Origin of the sequence: Gilliamella sp. B2838, assembly GCF_026536185.1 — a bacterium.
GTDB lineage: Bacteria > Pseudomonadota > Gammaproteobacteria > Enterobacterales > Orbaceae > Gilliamella.
Genome location: NZ_JAFNOO010000003.1, coordinates 112,696 through 129,093, shown reverse-complemented (window position 1 = coordinate 129,093; position 16,398 = coordinate 112,696). Strand labels below are relative to the sequence as shown.

The window sequence follows — 16,398 nt, the reverse complement described above, 5'->3', positions numbered from 1 at the left end:
GCCGCTTTTTCTAATACTTCAAGGATGCACCGTCAGTTTTAATTGCTCGTCTAATAATTGCTTTAATTACGTTACTACTAACATTGTAAGTTTCAAAAATATCAGTTGCTTGCCAGTTTTTCCATGATAAACAATTATCTGTTCGATCTCCGTTTCGTCGTCCGTTTGCACTTTCAACATCTCGTATAATTTCCTTTAATAGAGTTAATTCTTTCATATTGTTTTCCTTATTAGGGCCGTAGCCCTAGCTTATTCTGATTTATTCGGCTGAATTAAGTATTTTTAATTCTTCAATCTTTACACCTGTGTCGCTTAATGTATAAAGACGCTCTAATAGAATTTTTTCAATTAATCGAGCTTCTAAACCTTTTTCATTGATAAATTCGTTATATAAAGATTGAATAGCATCTGAAGCAGAATCAATTTTTTTTGTAATGTCATCTAATTTTTTATCTAATTGTCTACGTTCCATTTTCTCCACCTGTGTTGTTTGTTTCAATGACTACACAGTAACTCTCGTCAAAAATGAAGTCCAGTTATTTTTATACCTTTTTTGATATTTTTATTATAATTAATATTTTTATTTATTTTGATAGATTTTAGTTGATTTAAATATCATATTTGATACAATTATAAAAAATGATACACGGAATTACTGAAATGTTTACAATACGAACGCATGATGACGCAAAAGAGGAAATTTTAAATTTACCAGCGGTGTTACGAGGTAAAACAATCGACCTGATTGAAAAATTGCAAACAGTGGGACAACTTAGAATGCCATTTAGTAAATCATTGGGCGGTGGATTATTCGAGTTGAGAGTTATCGAACGCAACAATATTGCTCGTACTATTTACGTGTATCAACATTCAAAAACTATTTATTTATTACATGCATTTGTTAAAAAAACACAAAAAACACCAGCAGACGCACTAAAAACAGCTAGAATCCGATTAAAGGAGATGATTGAAAATGACGACTAAAAAACATAACACACCATTTAGTGAGATTAAAAAACATGCGCTGGCCGACCCTGTTGCCAGAGCTGCATATAACGAATCAGACAAAACATGGAAATTACGAGAGCTGTTAATTAAATCTCGTGAAATTGCTGGATTATCACAAACCGAGCTAGCTGAACGATTAAATTTGCCAGCCTCAAATATCAGCAGAATTGAGAAAAGTCCAGACTGCACTAGCATTAAAACAATTTTTAAATATTTAGACGCTTGTAACGTTGATATTGATTTTGTTCCGCATTTGCAAAAATTATAAAAAATTTTAAAACCGTAACTCATGAGCTAATAAAATAACTAATTTTACTAGCTCGGAGTTACAATGTCGTTTTTATCATCACTATTTAAATTAAATATATCAACACGCAGAACCGTCAATAACTGGTTAGACGAATATATTAAAATTCTCGCTGAACGCAATCTAAAACCAAAAACAATCGAAATTAAAAATTATTTAATAGTCGTAATTCGGCAGCAAATCGGCAATAAAAATATACGAGATATAATCCCACCTGATATTGCTAGAATAATAAAAATTTATACAGACCAGGACAAAAATCCATCGGCAAAATGCATGTATCACCTGTTGCGAGACGTATTCAGAGAGGCGTACGCACGTGGTTGGAATGACAGAAATCCAGCTGAACCAATCAAATGCCCTCGGGTCACAGTGAAACGTTCTAGAATTGTTTTAACTGAATTCAAAAAATTAATTGATGCAGCGGACAAAAATGAAAAATATCACTATATGCGCGATGCAATGCTAACAGCTCTAGTGACCGGGCAACGGCGTTCTGATGTTGTCACAATGCAAAAATAACATTATTACAACGCGCTATAAAATATAACGTGGCAACAGATGATGAAAAACAATTACTAGAACAACTAGAATTATTTACGATTAATGTTGCACGAATTGATGTATCAGATGTTGATGCAGTGTTTCCAAAAATGCCCGAATAACTATTCGGGCTGTTTTGGCCATTCAATATCTAATTGATTTGTATCAACGCGAATAACTAAAATTCGATATTTTTTCCATTGTTTTAGCTGCTCGTCCTCGTTTGATTCGCACATATCTAAATCAATAATGTCCTGTAAAATAGCTATTTTTTCATTTGACGTTGCTAATAATAAATTTTTAATAGATTCGTTTTTTTGAATTATAGCTGTATTTTTTTTGCTTTCATCTAATACCCAGTTTTTTGTTTTTTTGTCCCACATACAAAATTCGAATGGCTCTAATAACGTAAATCCATCACGAATCGGTCCTAAATAATCAATTTCAACGGATGATTTTGTTTCGATATTGTACGCTGTTTGTCCGCGATTGTTTTCAATTAACACCCATTCGCCATTTTTACAGCATGGCCAAAATCCATGTTTTTCAGGGGGTGGCGTTCGCAGAGCATTATCTGGTGGTAATGTGTCGGCGTTTGCGTCTAATTGGTGTGTGTACGGTTTTAATTTGTTTGTATTATCATAATAATAATTAATCATAAATTCTCCTATTTTTGTTACCTACTCGACAGGTAGGTAGTGTTCAGCCCGACGCAATTAGAAACATTACGGGCAAATTTTTGGCGTTCAGAACACCAGATAACAACTTATTTCGCCTCGATGAATCGTGGCCAGATGATTCTACGATCTGTCCTAAAAACCGTGGAAACGGAATGGCGATAAATGTTTTTGATGCGTCGCGTGCAGTCCCGACCGGTCCAGAAAACACGGTGATAAACACAGGTAGGACACCGGTTATCTATCTCGGAGTTTAAACACCAAGATAAATCACTGGCGTTCTACCAATATTTAAAACAGTGTTTTCTGGACCAGTTGGAACAAAATTTTCGGCATTAAACGCAATACCGCCGAATGAGATTTGTTCGTTATTCAACTGACCATATCTAAATGAATTTTTTTTATGAATTCCGGAAAACACCCCGTTGGCGACCGCGGGATATGAGCCATCCGCAGTGTCACCGTGAAATATAATTTCGCCGTAAATGTTTCTAATTGCGTCGGGCTGAACACTACCTACCTGTCGAGTAGTTCCATCAACTGCTCGCTCAAAATAGCCTCGCCCGTCTGGCGCAAACGCTGTCGGAACGTTAATATATTGTTTCCCGTTTATTGTTTTAATAGTTATGCCGTGATCGTGTTTGTAATTATTAGAAAAATTATTTAAAACCCGACCCTGCGGAGAATCTAACAGATAATTATCTCCATTTCTAAAATAGCAACCAAACGGCAGCTCGTTAAATCTATATGCAGATAACCACTGCTCTCCAACTCTATATCCTGTCGATACATTTTTACCTACCTCATAAATAGGTTGGTCACTCGGCGTTAATTTTGCCGGTAAAAAACATTCTCGGAGCTGCTGTTCTGTTAATGTGCCGACATCTGCTGCAGATAGCTGAATATTCCCTGTTTTCCCGTTCACGCTCTGAACTGGCACGGTTGGAATTAATGTAGAAACATTTTCAATCTGTTTTTTTAAATAACTGGTTCGATTTGCTAGCTGTTTTGCCTGTAGGTTATCAATGCCATCCTCTCCACCCATAACCGGGTCTGTCGTTTCTAACTGATAAATACCCGGTTCCCATTTGTCAATCTCTTTTACATTAGCCATTCGCTATTTCACCTCTATTGTAAATACCATTTCTATGTTCTATTTTTCCGTTATGTCGCATCGCCGCTGCTCGATAATCCAATTTAACTAATTGACAGCGTTCCGGTGCATATTCCGGAATGGCGCGTTTTAATAATTCTGCTAAATCGTTAGTAATTGGCTCATGAAAAATTATGCTATAACACGGCCAAGTCAAACTAAACCCACCGTGATTTTTATACCCGTTTCGATTGTGAGAGCCGTCACGATAGCGAATTCCCGCACCCTCAATAATGTCAACCTCACCAAACCCCAGAGCACGGATAATGTTGCGGACAGCCCACGGTGTTCCCTTTTTTTGATGCAATTTTGTTGCGATTTTTAATAACTCGCGTTTTGCAGTTAATGATTCTGCTAATTTCCACAGCCACTCATGAGTTAACGAAAAATGCCAGGCTAACGACGATAACAACGGCTCAACTGCAGTATCTATTTGTGAATAGATATCAACATTTAAAAAATCGTGTTCAGTTTTTTTTATAGATTCGTCTATAGATTGGCTGATATTTTGAATTGTTTTATCATGATTAATGCTGCTCGGCAGCATGTCATTAAACCGCATTTCATTTAGTGAAATGCTAGACATATAATTCCTATTTTTTATTCAGATTCGGTACCGCCAAAATTAATACGGTTTTGATTTTCAACAAACGAACAAACCTCGTTATCAGCTAATACGCGATAATTCATTCCGGTTATTTCAATTCGTTTTGCTCCAGCTGATTTGCATCGATGAATCAATTCATCAGGGTTTATATCTCGACCCATTTTTGTTGACTGCCAAAATTCATATTTTTTAACTGCTCGTTCAATATTTTTAGCAATGATTGATTGTTGTGATAAATTTGTGTCTGATAAATACCAGGTAATAGAGTAATTTTGATTTACAGCAACGGCAGGTTCGACATCAACAGTATCGGTTAACGGTCGGATCTCGTCGTCATTCAATGTTTTTTTTACTAATGCTATTTCAGTCGAATCAACAGCAGGGATTTTTCCATCCGTTAATAAAACACTCACTCGAACAATACCCGGTTTTGGACGCTCTACAGCAACATCGATAATATTTTGATGAGCTGATAGCGCATGATATCGATATGCGAGTTTTGGGCCAGCAACTGAGAATTTTTCTGGTGCTAACGAGATTCGTTCTCGATATGCGTCATCACGTTCGACATCTGCACCACCCGCAGTTTTTGTTATATTTTTAATACTGGTTATATATGCTATCGGGTCGATAAATTTATCAATTTGACCGATTTCAATATTGTTAAACAGTTTTCCAGCTAACAGACATTGAACATTAACTGACGCAGATAATTCACCAGCTGGTATTTTAATCTCTGCGAGCGTTTCAAATATTGCAGTTCCGTCACTAGTAACGCGGGTACCGGCAGGGACAACAACATCAAATTCTAATGATTGGTTTATTGAAAACTCAACAATACATCCAGAAAACGATTCCGGACGTCGATATGTTGCTAGCATCGCACCAATGTGATCTAAATGTAGACCGTTTGCATATCGTAACAATGTTTGTTGTGCTGCTATGTTATAAATCGAGCGCTCGTGTGAGATTCGATATGCTAACGTAGTTAAAAATAGACGAATCGGATCACCCGGATACAACACAGTTTTTGCAATACGCTGATAATCATCAATGATTTGTCTCTCAATTTTTTTTGCATCAGTATCAGTAAAATCAACGTCATCTAATAACATCAATTCATTGTATGACGTCATAGTAATACCCCATTTTTAATTTCAATTCTGACAATCGGTGTTAACGAACCATTCATTGCATCATTTTGATTTGTAGTAAAATTGATTTCGACAACATTTACCCGAGGCTCATATTTCTCGATTTGATTTATGATTTCCTCCCGATATTTGACCATTGCCTGTAGTTGAGGTGTATCAATTAAATCAGGATTTAAACCAAAATTGCGATCTAAATAGAGCGTACCGCGCATAGTTGTTAAAATCATTCGAATATTTTGCACAATTTCATCACGACCACGCGCGCCGATTTTTATACTACTATTATCAGCAGAAACAATAATGCTATTCATCGCTATCATCTCCATGATTTTCAGTCGGTGCAGGGGTCATCGGACGTTCGCTGGATGCGGGTGGTGAACCAGGTAATCGCTGTGGGCCACCTTTTCCGGTTTCCCCCCGCCTCGCTTCATCTTCACGTTGTGCTGTAGATGCATTATTCGAATATGAATCGATATATTCAGTTAATGTCAACTCAACATCGGCAAATAAAATCGCGCCATTTTTTCCAACATGAGTGAGCGTTTCTTCAAATTCGCGTAATGTAAATTTTCCGAGATTTCTAGAGCCTATTATTAATCTATTTGCTGTACCAGCCGATTTAATTTTATTTAATAACATTAAATCACGTTCCGGTTTAGCGTACGTCCGATTTAGTTGAATATTAAATGTGATCTCGTCAAGTTCTTCGCCCGTGAATTCAGATATCGGTTTTGAGCCAGCGACCTCATGATCTGCAAATTTAGCTGCTGAACGACGAGACAATTCGTCAAACGTTTTAATATGTGACGCGCTAACCGAGAAAACAATATCACCGAATGAGCCAATACCAAATGAAATACCAAAATCACTAAGAGTAAAATTTAAAAAATCAGAAATACTTGGGCTTGAACTACTACCGACAAAACTCATATATTTGACCCCGACACCCGCCCCTGAGCGGTAATATTAGCGTTTGTTGTAATATCGTTTGTTGATGAAATTTTTCCGGTTATCGCCATATTTTGTGAACTAATTTTAGCAACAACAGCACCACCAGCGACAACTGTTAGATTTCCCGTTATTGTGACATCTCCTTTTAATTGAATATCTGGACATTTCACAGTCGCTGACGTTGCAGCATCAACTAATGCTGTTGATGTTGTTTTTACATCGACAGGGCCTTTAACATCAGCTGTTAAAGTGCTGGTTGATTTGTCATAATCTAAAACTGTGCCGTCCTCGAACGTCCAGTGCATAATTTGATTCAATGAATCAATTGGAGCCGAATTTTTTGCATTATAAAATGTACCAACAATAAAACCGTCACTATGACCGGTTGGCATCATAATACATAGAGCATTACAGCCGACGTCTGGCGGTGCTTGATATCTATTTTTATTAGCATTACTAACTAAAATATGTAAATCATATGAGACGATATTATCAATATCAGAAAACTGAACACGCGCGGTGTTATTTTTGTTAACCGAAACGATAGTTCCCCAACGTATCAACTGTTTCAATTCTTCTGTAGTATTCATTAATAACCCAAAACGCCTCTTATTTCTATCGATGTTTCCAAACCGGTGGAAACAGACCATGAGTGAGAAACCTCTTCGATAACCCATGTACTATAATCCCATACGCCAAACCCACTAATCCCGATTGTCAAACCAGCTCGCAGATAGAGATTACCAACATAAGTTAAAGATCCGGTGATTTCACGTGAATTTTTCCCGCGAAGACTTGATTTGGCTAGATTTTCAGCTTCAGCTAGATTACTGCAGCGTCGATTAATTTTTAAAACCTTGCCTACTTTAGGTTCACTAATTTCATTTTTATCGCTACCATTTTTTGATTGATTAGCAGGCGTAGTTATAACCATTCGCGTTTCCGGATCTATCTTGACCTCACCACCAGATTTTGATTTTGAGTCGTCTTTACCTATAACCCCAGAACGACCGTCTGGGGTGTATTGGTATGTAACTAATTTTCCGGTTTTACTATCGAGAAACTGAACTTGACATGCGGAATAAATATCAGCACTCGACGCACGAAACGAGTGACTAATAAACCCGTCCGCATTTTTTGATAATGTTAACGACACCTCTTTAGCATCATATAACCGTTCCTGGTACACGATAATTTTACCGTGCGACAATCGGATATTGACGCCAATGTATTCTGCAACTTTCAACAAAAATTCGAGATCAGACTCGTTTTTTTGGTCAAATCTGTCAATCACCGGGTCATAATCACTATCAAAAAAAACCGAAAATCCGTGACGTTCAGCTATTTCATTAACTAGTCCAGATAATTTGAAATTTTCCCAGGCTTTGCTGTGTGATTCACCACGTATGCTCGATGTAATACCAACCGATAGCGCACCGATTGTAAATGTTGATGTTGGCCCGCTGTCAGTTAAATCATCAATTTCAAACGAGCCACAGTTTAGCATGTAATAATCATTTGGCTGATTCCAGTTTTCAGTGATGATTTGTGCGCATAATGTTGCACCGCGTTCTGGAAACCAACCGTTCGACCAAATTCCGGTCGTATTTTCAACAGTTATATTTAGATCGTCAGATTCGCCATTTTTTGCACGTTCAGTAAATGAAAATGATTCAATGAAATTTGATATATCGTGTGTGATATCAGTGTCATTATACGTTAGCACTAGCCGTGTTTTACGAGGATCACTGGATAACCAATTTAATGCATTATCAACAAAATTTTTAACATCATTCGTATCAATCATCCCACGGAGCCCTTATTGAATTACTGTTAACACGAGGTGTTTCAGGAATAATCAACTGAATACCAGCTGTGAAAACTATTGTGTTTGCGTGTGCAGGATTTGCAGCAATTAAAATATGCATCAATTTCTCACTACCATAGATGTCATGAGCTAAAATATCCCACGTGTCGCCCTGACGCGTCGTGTATAGCCATTTCATTAAAACACTCCCACGCGTTTTCGTTGATAGTTATAGTTTTCAAATTCCTTCATAAAACTACGTTTCTGTTCATCTAGTATTTTTTTGAGTTTTTTCTCAATTTCATCACTATTTGAAACGCCGTTAATTGTTATGGTTGGATTAAATGACGGACTAAATGACGTTTTTTGATTGTTGTTATTAATTGTTTGAGCTAAACCATTTGTTAGTTCATCGATTAAACTAAAATTCCGGTTTTCTGTTATCAGTGATGATAATTTTTTCTGCGCATTTGAAAAAAAATCACCCGCATTTTTTTGTGCGTTTGTAATGAATTCCGTTGTATTACGAATAAAATTATTAACATCAATAAATGGCTCACTCGCACCCGAATAATCAGTTTTAGAGGCGATAACATTAATTTTTTGCGTAACAGGTGAACTCGTTAAATTTTTAGCTGTAGAATACGCACTATTATCAGCAACAGGATTTAAATTTAACCCCATTATTTTTGCTGATTGCATCAATAATTGTTTTCCGCGGGCTGGTTTGGTTAACGGAATAACCGCCTCGGGACCATCCTCGCCGATTTCAGCTATTTGACGATGACGAACAATTGCACCATTGGCATGATGAGCGTCAACATCGACACCCGCATTTGCACGAACTGCATCGACATCAACTCCAACGGTTTTGAATCCGCTTTTTAGCCATCCTGGCATCCAACCAGTAAATGTATCAATAACTGCGCGTTTTATTGATTCCCATGTATTAACAATACCGTCGCCGAATGATTTAATGAATTTAGCACCCGCATCAATCAGACTAATGCCAGAAAAATATTTAAAAATCCCATCAATCGCATTCATTACGAGCGTTACGGGATTGAAATTTTTTAATAAATTCAAAATCCCATTGATAAAACCGTCGTCAAATAATTTCGTAATACTCGCAAATTTTTCGGAAAAAAATGTCTTAACACCGTTCCACATGTTTTTTATATATGCAACAATTTTGTCCCAGTTTTTATACAGAAAATATCCAGCTGCGACTAGTGCAGCGATTCCGGCAATAACCAGTCCGATGGGGTTTGCGAAAAGAGCCAGCCCAAATCTAAATAGAACAGGAATAACTTTTTTAAACGATTTACTCAACCCCAGTGCTGCTTTTCCTGTAGTTTTTAACCAGCTCGCAAACTGAATAGATTTTATACCAAGAAATAATTCGCCGGAGTATTTTAGAATTGGAGTCCAGCCACCCATCGCATCAGCTGTTTTATTAATACCGTTCCAAACCCCCGTTAAAAAATTTTTAATTTGTGGCAAAATCGCTTTAAATTTTTCGAGAAATTCAGCTATTTTGTTTGAAATTAGCTCACGATTCGCTGTGATCCATTTTGCTAATGACTGAATTAATGGCGTGATGACCGGAATTAGCTGTTTGCCGATTGTGTTAGTCAAACCTCTGGCTGATTTTTTTAGTAAATCCAGACTATCGCAAAATTCGGCGCCAGCAACAGCCTCGTCATTGCTAAACGTCATACCAAGCTCATCAGCTTGAGTCATCAAGTCTTTTATTGATTCACTCCCGCCTTGAAGTAACGGGATCATATCAGCGCCAGATTTACCAAAAACCGCCATTGCTAAATCTGATTTGTAAATCCCCTCGGGCATTTTTTTAAACGTGTCAGACATTTCAAGCATGACCTGATCTGCAGTTTTTAATTTTCCCGCACTATCACGAATATTAACGCCCGCCCGTTTAAACGCCAGCTGTGCTGATTTGTTGCCAGTAGCTGCAGATGCTATTTGCTGGTTCAATTTTAAAATATTTGCGCCGAATTGCTCGGTTGAAACACCGCTCATATTTGCAGCATGTGATAATTGACTCAATGTTTTTGCTGAGATCCCCGCTTTTTGTGACATTTTGTCAAACTGATCACCCGAGGCTGCAGTATTTTTAGCAATTAACATTAACGCGGGGATAGTTCCAGCAACGCTGCCGATCATTGCAGTTTTAACAGCTTTGAGAGGACCAGATAACGCGCTAAACTGTTTACCGAGAGAACTTGCGGATTTTTTTATGCTATCAATATGTTTTGCTGTTTCGCGCGCGGCTTTAATCAACGACTGATCTAATTTTCCTTTCATGATCCACGACAGCATCATGTTAGACGATTTAGCCATTTTTAGTTTCCTGCAATTTGTTTACCTTAACTGTTACGTTAATCCATTTCTTCAGCATTAACAGCGGTTGTTTTAAATAAAAATCAGAGGATGTATTATTTGCTCGTGATAACATCACAACTATTGTCATAATATCGTCAGCAGAAACTCTACCAACTACTCCATCAAAAAATTTTGAGTCATCATTGTAATGACCGAGAGGTCTTTAATTGATAATTGTTTTAATGTTTCAACGGGCAACTTTGCAGCACGTGCAGAGATATGCATCAAATATGTTTTGTTAAATTCCGCTGGACCAGCAACAATATTTCCACGGGACAGCATTTCAACTTCAGCATTTGCAATGTCATTACCGGTGAGACTGGAAAAATCCAAATCGATTGATTCATATTCAACGCCATCAATTGTTTTAGGCCGTTTTAATTTGTAATTAACAACATCAGATTGATGTGTTACGTCAGCATTTTTTTCTGTTGTTTTGCTCATAATTAAACCTGTAAAAAAATAGCCCGACTAGCGGGCAAAGGGAAGTAAATGAATAAAATTAAAGACCAATCGCTTTGCGAATATCAGAATTTTCGTCTTTACCATTAACACGATAAATGCAATTTAGCGGGTCGATTTCAATAATGTCTTTACCGTCATAAATTTCTCGATAGTACAGCACCGAAAATTCAACAGAACGATCCTGAGTTTCACCAGGAACAAACTTTCCAACCGTGTTGGTTTTAGGAATTGCTCGATATATCAATTTCTGTTGTTTAATCACTAATTGACCCGTTTTTGGATCTGTGTCCTGAATTGCCGACCACAACTCAATGTGATGCGCCTCCTGTGTCAAAATTGAATAAATTTGAGGCGTAACATCATTTAAAGTTAATGTCATCGACATCGCTTGAACTAATGTTTTAACTGGAACTTCAACAGAACCTCCAATACCAGCCCCTTTCATTTCAGCAACAACCGCAGAAATTGCCGGAGCATCATGCTGTGTAGTGCCGAGAAAATCTTTGCCGTCTTTGTAAATTTTGTAATTAACTACTGCCATTTTGAATTACCCAAATAATGTTGAGAGATAGTCTGGATCATACTCGAGACTAAATTTAATACGCTCTGCAGGAGACTGCGTACCCCAGTTGATATGAAATTGAACCATTCCGTCCATCAAATCTAATGTACTGTTCTCGCTCTCTAAAAACTCGATACGTCCTCCGAGTATGTAGCCTTTAGCTGTGTAGCTATTTAGATTAATTTGCTCACTGTTCATGATTGTTTGAGCGAGTCTGTGACCAATCGGTTCGTCCACTTTTTGCCACCACGTCAAAATGAGTTGATTACCGTACCAGCCGAACATTCGGCGATTAGAGATCATCGTGTCTTTAATATCTGTAACATCAGGAAAACACGCAGTGCGATTTCCCCACAATTTCCATCCGCCAATAAAATTCAACGCTGTAACAATCCCGTTTGAATTTAAATAATTTGCCTCGTCTAGTTCGAGCCACAGCTCATTAACGTTGTCAGCCGTTGCTGCTTGCATTTGCAATAATTTATTCGACGGACTCGCATACGGCACATCATCGTGATTAGCGTCAGTGTCAGCAATAACACCTGCGCATAATGTTGATAATCTGATAATTTGATTATTAAAAACCGCTCGTGGCCAACAAACTATTAAATCCTCCTGAACTAGATTATTTTTTATTTTGTATTCAGGAACACGAGAATAATCAGTCAATGACGGAGGTAAATCAGCAACAGCAACGGCTCTAAAAATACCGTTAATCGACCCTGATTTTGTAGCCATTATTGCAGCAACAGACGGGTTATCACTGAAACCGGGTGCACAAATAATACCAGGTAGGACTCTATACTGAGAAAATACACGATCGACGAGCTGAATACCGGTTGTTTTGCCTGTGTTAAAATCAACACCACCAATGCATTCATTTACGGTGACCAATTCCGGCGCTGCATATGTATATGTTGCGTTGATAGATGTTGCTGTTTTTAATCGACCTGTTTTTGATACACTAATTTTACCGGTGATTTTATTTAACGAATAGTCAACACCGTCAACACATTCTAAACCGTCTGACGTTGTTAAAACACATTGAATTAAATCACTGTTAGCTAACTGACCTGTTTCGTTACTTAATGCGACAGATTCGTCAGTAACCGCTTTTTTATGAACAGCCGGATCAAATATATTGATAAACACAACAGGTGCACACGCATATAAAACAAACATAGTATATGCTGCCTCAGATAACCCCCATTTTTCAAAATCATCGTTTTGTGTGTAACCCAGTGCACGTACAGCAGCAGCATTGTTATGACATAAAACGACATCACCGTTTTTAGCTGCGCGTGATTGATCTGATAAACGATGAATTGGAGCGCAACCGATAAAAACTGGAATTGACGCAGAAATTTGTCGAGCGGGAATAATTGAAGTCGGTATTTGCTGAACTTCAACGCCGTGATAAAACGCCATTAGTTAACTCCTTTTTTACCATTAATATAATTCTGATAAACATTTTTATAGCACTCTGCTAAAAATGTATTACCGTTGCGAATACCTGTTCTAGACTCTGCCACGTCATCAATAGAAACAAACAATGCTGCAAAATTGGCATCGCTCTGTTGCCGTGTTGCGATTTCTGGCGGTGTTGAGCCGTTAAATATAGAACCTGTAGTTATAGTGATGCCTTGGCCTGACATTGTCGGACCCAGATAAATTTTTTGAGACATAAAAACCTCTATGAAAATGTTTGATTTAGTTCAGTTTTAGGAACGCTAATTTTTCGCTGAAACGTAGTGAGAGCAACAGCAGCAAAATACGGCGCATCAGACTGCAGACCGGCTTCGTATGGGTCAATAGATTTCGGTAAACCAAATGTAGATTTAATTTCATCATCGTGATAAAAATAATTTTTACCCCAAAATTGATATTTTTTAATAAATAGCGTAATTCTATCCATTAAATTAACGACCTCTTCGATTCCACGTTCGTATTTTTCGTAACTATCTGAAACATGAATACCGCAAATAATTGCAATGTTAATAATTTGCAGGCATGGCTCATCGTTAGATAACGAAATTTCTAGCGGACGAATTAAAATAAATGGCACATCGCTGTCGGTTTTTTGTTGAGTTCCAGCGTTTGTGGGCATTGAACCTGTTTTGGGTGGAAGTTGGCCAATCATGATATTGGGTTTAGCTCGATGTAATTGATTGCCAGTCGGATGCTCCAGATACCACTCGTCAAGCTCGTCATTTAATCGTGTTTTTAATTCGTCGATTAATAAATATGATGACATTATCTAGCCCCCGTTTTATTGAGCCATCGTTCCATTTGTTGATTAAATCGTGTCGCAAACCGTTCTTGTGCCTTAAACTGAACAGTATCAGTGATATGTTTCCGACCGGCAAATTGAGGTATTGACGGCCCAAACAATTCCTGCAGTTTTTCACGTCCAGATGACGTTAAAACACCCCGTTGTCGTTCAAAAATTCCGACATGTCCCGATTTCATCGTCGCAACAAATGCATGCTGAAACGTAATAGTTTTTTGACCCAAACTGACCGATAAACTACCAGGAGACAGCCCCTTTTTACTGTTTTTTGGTTTTTTAAATTTGTATTTAAATTTAGCTAAACCAATAGGATTACCAGTTATTTCGACACGTGCATTATGCGTTTGCCCTGACGAACTGGCTTTGATGACGGTGAATGACGAAAAAACCTTTTTCCTGACTATTCCACTTTCTTTGACTATCAGCTTTGTACCGTCTGTGCGCATACCAGCTAATGCGCGATTAGTCGCATCGGCAACCACTTTGTCAGCCTTATCACCTAGTTTTTTTAAAACTGAACTGCTAATTCGTGACTGACCAGCGTCAATTTTCATCGTTATCATGACGTTAATCGCTCTAATCGAATAACTAAATCATTTGTTAGCGTTTGAACTGATGCAACTCGCCACATCTGTCCGTCGATGTTAACGCGTTCGCGCGATGTCGGCGCAGGCGACAATGAGTTAATATCACAACGATAAATAACGGTTTCTGATTCAATACCGTGTGTGAACTGTGTTGACTCAGTTGGTGTTTCGTCAACAACGGTTAACGGATAACCGTTCCACTGAATAGAAAATGCAAACTCATTTTTGTTAAAAAATACATTTGCATTATCGAGCTGTAACTGTTGTTTAAAATCACTCATCGTTATCAGATTCATCATCAATCAACAATTGACGTAATTCATCGTCAGATTGTTCTGCTGTGAATTCAATTGCACGAGCTGTCAATTCTAATTCGAGCTGTTCGCGAGATAGTGAATTGATATCTAAATCATCATCGTCTGATTCGTCTGCATCATTAGATTTTTCTAATAATGAATTACGATAATCAGAAACTAACTGTTGTAATTCAGCGATTTTTGCGCCTTTTGCAAAACTAACACCGGCAGCAGTTAATTCTGCTGCGCACTGCGATTTTGTCATTTCAGCTACTGACAGAACCGAATTTGAATTATTTTGATTTGCTGGATTACTATTCTCTGTAACGAACGACGCGTAAACTTCTGCTACTCCAAGACGAATTAATCTGTCGGCCTCTGCCTCAGTAATACATTCGGGTATAGCTAAAACTGTATCAGCAGGATATTCTTCATTATTATGAAAAACGGGACCAATTAATTTTATATATTTTTTAGACATAAAAATCCTTAAAAGTGGGGTCACGTCCCCACTTTAAATTTGCTAATTAGACAATACTCGTGCACTAATAAATGCATCAACTTGATAGAGGTTGGGCAGTGGTGCTGACTCTAATTGAACATAACGAGCGCTGCCATCCTGCTCTACCCATGAGAATGGAAAACGTGGCATCGCGTCGAGAGAGTTTAAATTTTGAATCATACCGTATAACATTTGACATCCGGCTGATTTACAACCAATAAGAACAACATCATCAGGAATTAATGATTCAACTTGTCCGGTAACTGGATTTCGATATTTTTCGCTGTATGTATAAATAGGAATGTTTGACGGAGCTAAACAACCATGGAAAATTACGCCTTGATCAGCCTGAGCTTGTTGCTGAGCAATATTAATCTCACCGAGATGATAATTTCGAATATCCAAACGTTCTTTAACTTTTTCATTATCAATAATAGCACGCAGCGCTTTTTTACCCGAAATTATAATTGTTGGAGCCATTCCAGATCGTTCCGCTATTCTGTCTGACCAGTCGTCCAAATCATACATAGGATCACCTTTTTTATCCCAGCAGCGATCACCTGAGAGGGTTACGAGTTGACGACCGAGTGTATAACCCAAATCAATTTTAAAATCATTGGTGTGCCCTTTTACATAAACAGAACCATTCACAAGAGCCTGCGACGCCATGACCTCCTCAAGTCGAACCAAACGATCATCTAAATGCATTAACCCTTGACCTAGTAGACGCTGTTCTCGTTGAACGGGTGACAACGGAGCCGAATAGTCCTCGCCGAATAATCGAGTGACAGTATCGTTCGGGCGAATAACCTTAATTTCTTTAGAGTAACACGGTGAAACGGTTCTTGTTTCAAAACCGGCATCTTCAACAAGACGCCCTTTTTCTAATGGGTGTACATATGCAGCGATATCTCGATCACCCTGTTTGATATCGATATCAACTGTTTTAGTATCAAACGTTTTGATACTTGAAAAAAATGTGTCTAACAAAAATCGTTTTGGGGCATGACATTGTTCAAGTGCTGCAACGAGCATTCGAGGTTCATAAATATTGAGTTTTGACATTAACTAAAATCCTTATTT

Annotated in this window: 25 protein-coding genes; 4 read left to right on the top strand and 21 right to left on the bottom strand. The window is 37.8% G+C overall.

Annotated elements, in window-relative coordinates:
• Positions 1–10: 10 nt before the first annotated feature.
• Positions 11–217 (bottom strand): hypothetical protein, encoded by a 207-nt coding sequence (locus J3U63_RS04310; RefSeq protein WP_267370618.1) that lies wholly within the window; start codon positions 215–217, stop codon positions 11–13.
• A gap of 42 nt (positions 218–259) precedes the next feature.
• The gene (locus J3U63_RS04305; protein WP_267370615.1) at positions 260–472 is read right to left on the bottom strand and encodes a hypothetical protein; all 213 of its coding nucleotides are present in this window, start codon (positions 470–472) and stop codon (positions 260–262) included.
• Positions 473–660: 188 nt separating this feature from the next.
• Between J3U63_RS04305 and J3U63_RS04300 the strand changes: the two genes are divergently transcribed.
• From J3U63_RS04300 to J3U63_RS04285, 4 genes are all read left to right on the top strand, one after another.
• Complete coding sequence (locus tag J3U63_RS04300; RefSeq protein ID WP_267370613.1) at positions 661–984, top strand: type II toxin-antitoxin system RelE/ParE family toxin; 324 nt, start codon at positions 661–663, stop codon at positions 982–984.
• Positions 974–1,276 carry a helix-turn-helix domain-containing protein gene (locus J3U63_RS04295; RefSeq protein ID WP_267370612.1) on the top strand — a complete coding sequence of 101 codons (303 nt, stop codon included), beginning with the start codon at positions 974–976 and terminating at the stop codon, positions 1,274–1,276. The genes J3U63_RS04300 and J3U63_RS04295 overlap by 11 nt, the downstream gene beginning before the upstream one ends.
• A gap of 63 nt (positions 1,277–1,339) precedes the next feature.
• A complete protein-coding gene (locus J3U63_RS04290) occupies positions 1,340–1,837 on the top strand; it encodes a site-specific integrase (protein WP_267370611.1) in 498 nt (165 codons plus the stop codon).
• Positions 1,838–1,866: 29 nt separating this feature from the next.
• On the top strand, positions 1,867–1,980 hold the full coding sequence (locus tag J3U63_RS04285; RefSeq protein ID WP_267370608.1) for a tail fiber assembly protein: 114 nt from the start codon (positions 1,867–1,869) through the stop codon (positions 1,978–1,980).
• Here J3U63_RS04285 and J3U63_RS04280 read toward each other — a convergent pair whose 3' ends face one another.
• The 19 genes from J3U63_RS04280 to J3U63_RS04190 all read right to left on the bottom strand — a co-directional run bounded on the left by J3U63_RS04280 (position 1,981) and on the right by J3U63_RS04190 (position 16,380).
• On the bottom strand, positions 1,981–2,517 hold the full coding sequence (locus J3U63_RS04280) for a tail fiber assembly protein (protein ID WP_267370605.1): 537 nt from the start codon (positions 2,515–2,517) through the stop codon (positions 1,981–1,983).
• 271 nt (positions 2,518–2,788) lie between these two features.
• On the bottom strand, positions 2,789–3,649 hold the full coding sequence (locus tag J3U63_RS04275; protein WP_267370601.1) for a hypothetical protein: 861 nt from the start codon (positions 3,647–3,649) through the stop codon (positions 2,789–2,791).
• Positions 3,642–4,274 carry a phage tail protein I gene (locus tag J3U63_RS04270; protein WP_267370599.1) on the bottom strand — a complete coding sequence of 211 codons (633 nt, stop codon included), beginning with the start codon at positions 4,272–4,274 and terminating at the stop codon, positions 3,642–3,644. Before J3U63_RS04270 ends, J3U63_RS04275 begins: the two co-directional genes overlap by 8 nt.
• Before the next feature lie 14 nt (positions 4,275–4,288).
• On the bottom strand, positions 4,289–5,431 hold the full coding sequence (locus J3U63_RS04265) for a baseplate assembly protein (RefSeq protein ID WP_267370597.1): 1,143 nt from the start codon (positions 5,429–5,431) through the stop codon (positions 4,289–4,291).
• Positions 5,428–5,760, bottom strand: coding sequence for a GPW/gp25 family protein (locus J3U63_RS04260; RefSeq protein ID WP_267370594.1), 333 nt, complete (start codon positions 5,758–5,760; stop codon positions 5,428–5,430). The genes J3U63_RS04265 and J3U63_RS04260 overlap by 4 nt, the downstream gene beginning before the upstream one ends.
• Positions 5,753–6,379, bottom strand: coding sequence for a phage tail protein (locus J3U63_RS04255; protein ID WP_267370592.1), 627 nt, complete (start codon positions 6,377–6,379; stop codon positions 5,753–5,755). Before J3U63_RS04255 ends, J3U63_RS04260 begins: the two co-directional genes overlap by 8 nt.
• Positions 6,376–6,990 carry a phage baseplate assembly protein V gene (locus J3U63_RS04250; RefSeq protein WP_267370589.1) on the bottom strand — a complete coding sequence of 205 codons (615 nt, stop codon included), beginning with the start codon at positions 6,988–6,990 and terminating at the stop codon, positions 6,376–6,378. The genes J3U63_RS04255 and J3U63_RS04250 overlap by 4 nt, the downstream gene beginning before the upstream one ends.
• Positions 6,990–8,207 carry a phage late control D family protein gene (locus J3U63_RS04245; protein ID WP_267370588.1) on the bottom strand — a complete coding sequence of 406 codons (1,218 nt, stop codon included), beginning with the start codon at positions 8,205–8,207 and terminating at the stop codon, positions 6,990–6,992. The genes J3U63_RS04250 and J3U63_RS04245 overlap by 1 nt, the downstream gene beginning before the upstream one ends.
• Positions 8,200–8,406 carry a tail protein X gene (locus J3U63_RS04240; RefSeq protein ID WP_267370585.1) on the bottom strand — a complete coding sequence of 69 codons (207 nt, stop codon included), beginning with the start codon at positions 8,404–8,406 and terminating at the stop codon, positions 8,200–8,202. The genes J3U63_RS04245 and J3U63_RS04240 overlap by 8 nt, the downstream gene beginning before the upstream one ends.
• Positions 8,406–10,571: a hypothetical protein gene (locus tag J3U63_RS04235; protein ID WP_267370582.1), complete on the bottom strand. Its 2,166-nt coding sequence runs from the start codon at positions 10,569–10,571 to the stop codon at positions 8,406–8,408. Before J3U63_RS04235 ends, J3U63_RS04240 begins: the two co-directional genes overlap by 1 nt.
• 156 nt (positions 10,572–10,727) lie before the next feature.
• Positions 10,728–11,057 (bottom strand): phage tail assembly protein, encoded by a 330-nt coding sequence (locus J3U63_RS04230; RefSeq protein WP_267370579.1) that lies wholly within the window; start codon positions 11,055–11,057, stop codon positions 10,728–10,730.
• Positions 11,058–11,115: 58 nt separating this feature from the next.
• Positions 11,116–11,619, bottom strand: coding sequence for a phage major tail tube protein (locus J3U63_RS04225; RefSeq protein ID WP_267370576.1), 504 nt, complete (start codon positions 11,617–11,619; stop codon positions 11,116–11,118).
• A 6-nt stretch (positions 11,620–11,625) separates the two neighbouring features.
• A complete protein-coding gene (locus J3U63_RS04220) occupies positions 11,626–13,068 on the bottom strand; it encodes a phage tail sheath family protein (RefSeq protein WP_267370575.1) in 1,443 nt (480 codons plus the stop codon).
• Complete coding sequence (locus tag J3U63_RS04215) at positions 13,068–13,325, bottom strand: hypothetical protein (protein ID WP_267370574.1); 258 nt, start codon at positions 13,323–13,325, stop codon at positions 13,068–13,070. The genes J3U63_RS04220 and J3U63_RS04215 overlap by 1 nt, the downstream gene beginning before the upstream one ends.
• An 8-nt stretch (positions 13,326–13,333) precedes the next feature.
• On the bottom strand, positions 13,334–13,894 hold the full coding sequence (locus J3U63_RS04210) for a hypothetical protein (protein WP_267370573.1): 561 nt from the start codon (positions 13,892–13,894) through the stop codon (positions 13,334–13,336).
• Positions 13,894–14,493, bottom strand: coding sequence for a phage tail protein (locus tag J3U63_RS04205; RefSeq protein WP_267370570.1), 600 nt, complete (start codon positions 14,491–14,493; stop codon positions 13,894–13,896). The genes J3U63_RS04210 and J3U63_RS04205 overlap by 1 nt, the downstream gene beginning before the upstream one ends.
• Positions 14,490–14,798: a hypothetical protein gene (locus tag J3U63_RS04200; RefSeq protein ID WP_267370568.1), complete on the bottom strand. Its 309-nt coding sequence runs from the start codon at positions 14,796–14,798 to the stop codon at positions 14,490–14,492. The genes J3U63_RS04205 and J3U63_RS04200 overlap by 4 nt, the downstream gene beginning before the upstream one ends.
• Entirely contained in the window at positions 14,791–15,294 is a 504-nt protein-coding gene (locus J3U63_RS04195; RefSeq protein ID WP_267370566.1) for a hypothetical protein, read from the bottom strand. The genes J3U63_RS04200 and J3U63_RS04195 overlap by 8 nt, the downstream gene beginning before the upstream one ends.
• A gap of 42 nt (positions 15,295–15,336) precedes the next feature.
• Positions 15,337–16,380: a major capsid protein gene (locus J3U63_RS04190; RefSeq protein ID WP_267370564.1), complete on the bottom strand. Its 1,044-nt coding sequence runs from the start codon at positions 16,378–16,380 to the stop codon at positions 15,337–15,339.
• Positions 16,381–16,398: the final 18 nt, after the last annotated feature.

Bases quoted from the DNA above. Each gene is read 5' to 3' on its own strand.
- J3U63_RS04290 (WP_267370611.1), top strand. From the start codon at position 1,340: ATGTCGTTTTTATCATCACTATTTAAATTAAATATATCAACACGCAGA.
- J3U63_RS04235 (WP_267370582.1), bottom strand. From the start codon at position 10,571: ATGGCTAAATCGTCTAACATGATGCTGTCGTGGATCATGAAAGGAAAA.
- J3U63_RS04205 (WP_267370570.1), bottom strand. From the start codon at position 14,493: ATGATAACGATGAAAATTGACGCTGGTCAGTCACGAATTAGCAGTTCA.
- J3U63_RS04245 (WP_267370588.1), bottom strand. From the start codon at position 8,207: ATGATTGATACGAATGATGTTAAAAATTTTGTTGATAATGCATTAAAT.
- J3U63_RS04270 (WP_267370599.1), bottom strand. From the start codon at position 4,274: ATGTCTAGCATTTCACTAAATGAAATGCGGTTTAATGACATGCTGCCG.
- J3U63_RS04215 (WP_267370574.1), bottom strand. From the start codon at position 13,325: ATGTCTCAAAAAATTTATCTGGGTCCGACAATGTCAGGCCAAGGCATC.
- J3U63_RS04195 (WP_267370566.1), bottom strand. From the start codon at position 15,294: ATGTCTAAAAAATATATAAAATTAATTGGTCCCGTTTTTCATAATAAT.
- J3U63_RS04265 (WP_267370597.1), bottom strand. From the start codon at position 5,431: ATGACGTCATACAATGAATTGATGTTATTAGATGACGTTGATTTTACT.
- J3U63_RS04230 (WP_267370579.1), bottom strand. From the start codon at position 11,057: ATGAGCAAAACAACAGAAAAAAATGCTGACGTAACACATCAATCTGAT.
- J3U63_RS04275 (WP_267370601.1), bottom strand. From the start codon at position 3,649: ATGGCTAATGTAAAAGAGATTGACAAATGGGAACCGGGTATTTATCAG.
- J3U63_RS04260 (WP_267370594.1), bottom strand. From the start codon at position 5,760: ATGAATAGCATTATTGTTTCTGCTGATAATAGTAGTATAAAAATCGGC.
- J3U63_RS04190 (WP_267370564.1), bottom strand. From the start codon at position 16,380: ATGTCAAAACTCAATATTTATGAACCTCGAATGCTCGTTGCAGCACTT.
- J3U63_RS04225 (WP_267370576.1), bottom strand. From the start codon at position 11,619: ATGGCAGTAGTTAATTACAAAATTTACAAAGACGGCAAAGATTTTCTC.
- J3U63_RS04300 (WP_267370613.1), top strand. From the start codon at position 661: ATGTTTACAATACGAACGCATGATGACGCAAAAGAGGAAATTTTAAAT.
- J3U63_RS04200 (WP_267370568.1), bottom strand. From the start codon at position 14,798: ATGAGTGATTTTAAACAACAGTTACAGCTCGATAATGCAAATGTATTT.
- J3U63_RS04295 (WP_267370612.1), top strand. From the start codon at position 974: ATGACGACTAAAAAACATAACACACCATTTAGTGAGATTAAAAAACAT.
- J3U63_RS04280 (WP_267370605.1), bottom strand. From the start codon at position 2,517: ATGATTAATTATTATTATGATAATACAAACAAATTAAAACCGTACACA.
- J3U63_RS04305 (WP_267370615.1), bottom strand. From the start codon at position 472: ATGGAACGTAGACAATTAGATAAAAAATTAGATGACATTACAAAAAAA.
- J3U63_RS04240 (WP_267370585.1), bottom strand. From the start codon at position 8,406: ATGAAATGGCTATACACGACGCGTCAGGGCGACACGTGGGATATTTTA.
- J3U63_RS04250 (WP_267370589.1), bottom strand. From the start codon at position 6,990: ATGAATACTACAGAAGAATTGAAACAGTTGATACGTTGGGGAACTATC.
- J3U63_RS04310 (WP_267370618.1), bottom strand. From the start codon at position 217: ATGAAAGAATTAACTCTATTAAAGGAAATTATACGAGATGTTGAAAGT.
- J3U63_RS04210 (WP_267370573.1), bottom strand. From the start codon at position 13,894: ATGTCATCATATTTATTAATCGACGAATTAAAAACACGATTAAATGAC.
- J3U63_RS04255 (WP_267370592.1), bottom strand. From the start codon at position 6,379: ATGAGTTTTGTCGGTAGTAGTTCAAGCCCAAGTATTTCTGATTTTTTA.
- J3U63_RS04220 (WP_267370575.1), bottom strand. From the start codon at position 13,068: ATGGCGTTTTATCACGGCGTTGAAGTTCAGCAAATACCGACTTCAATT.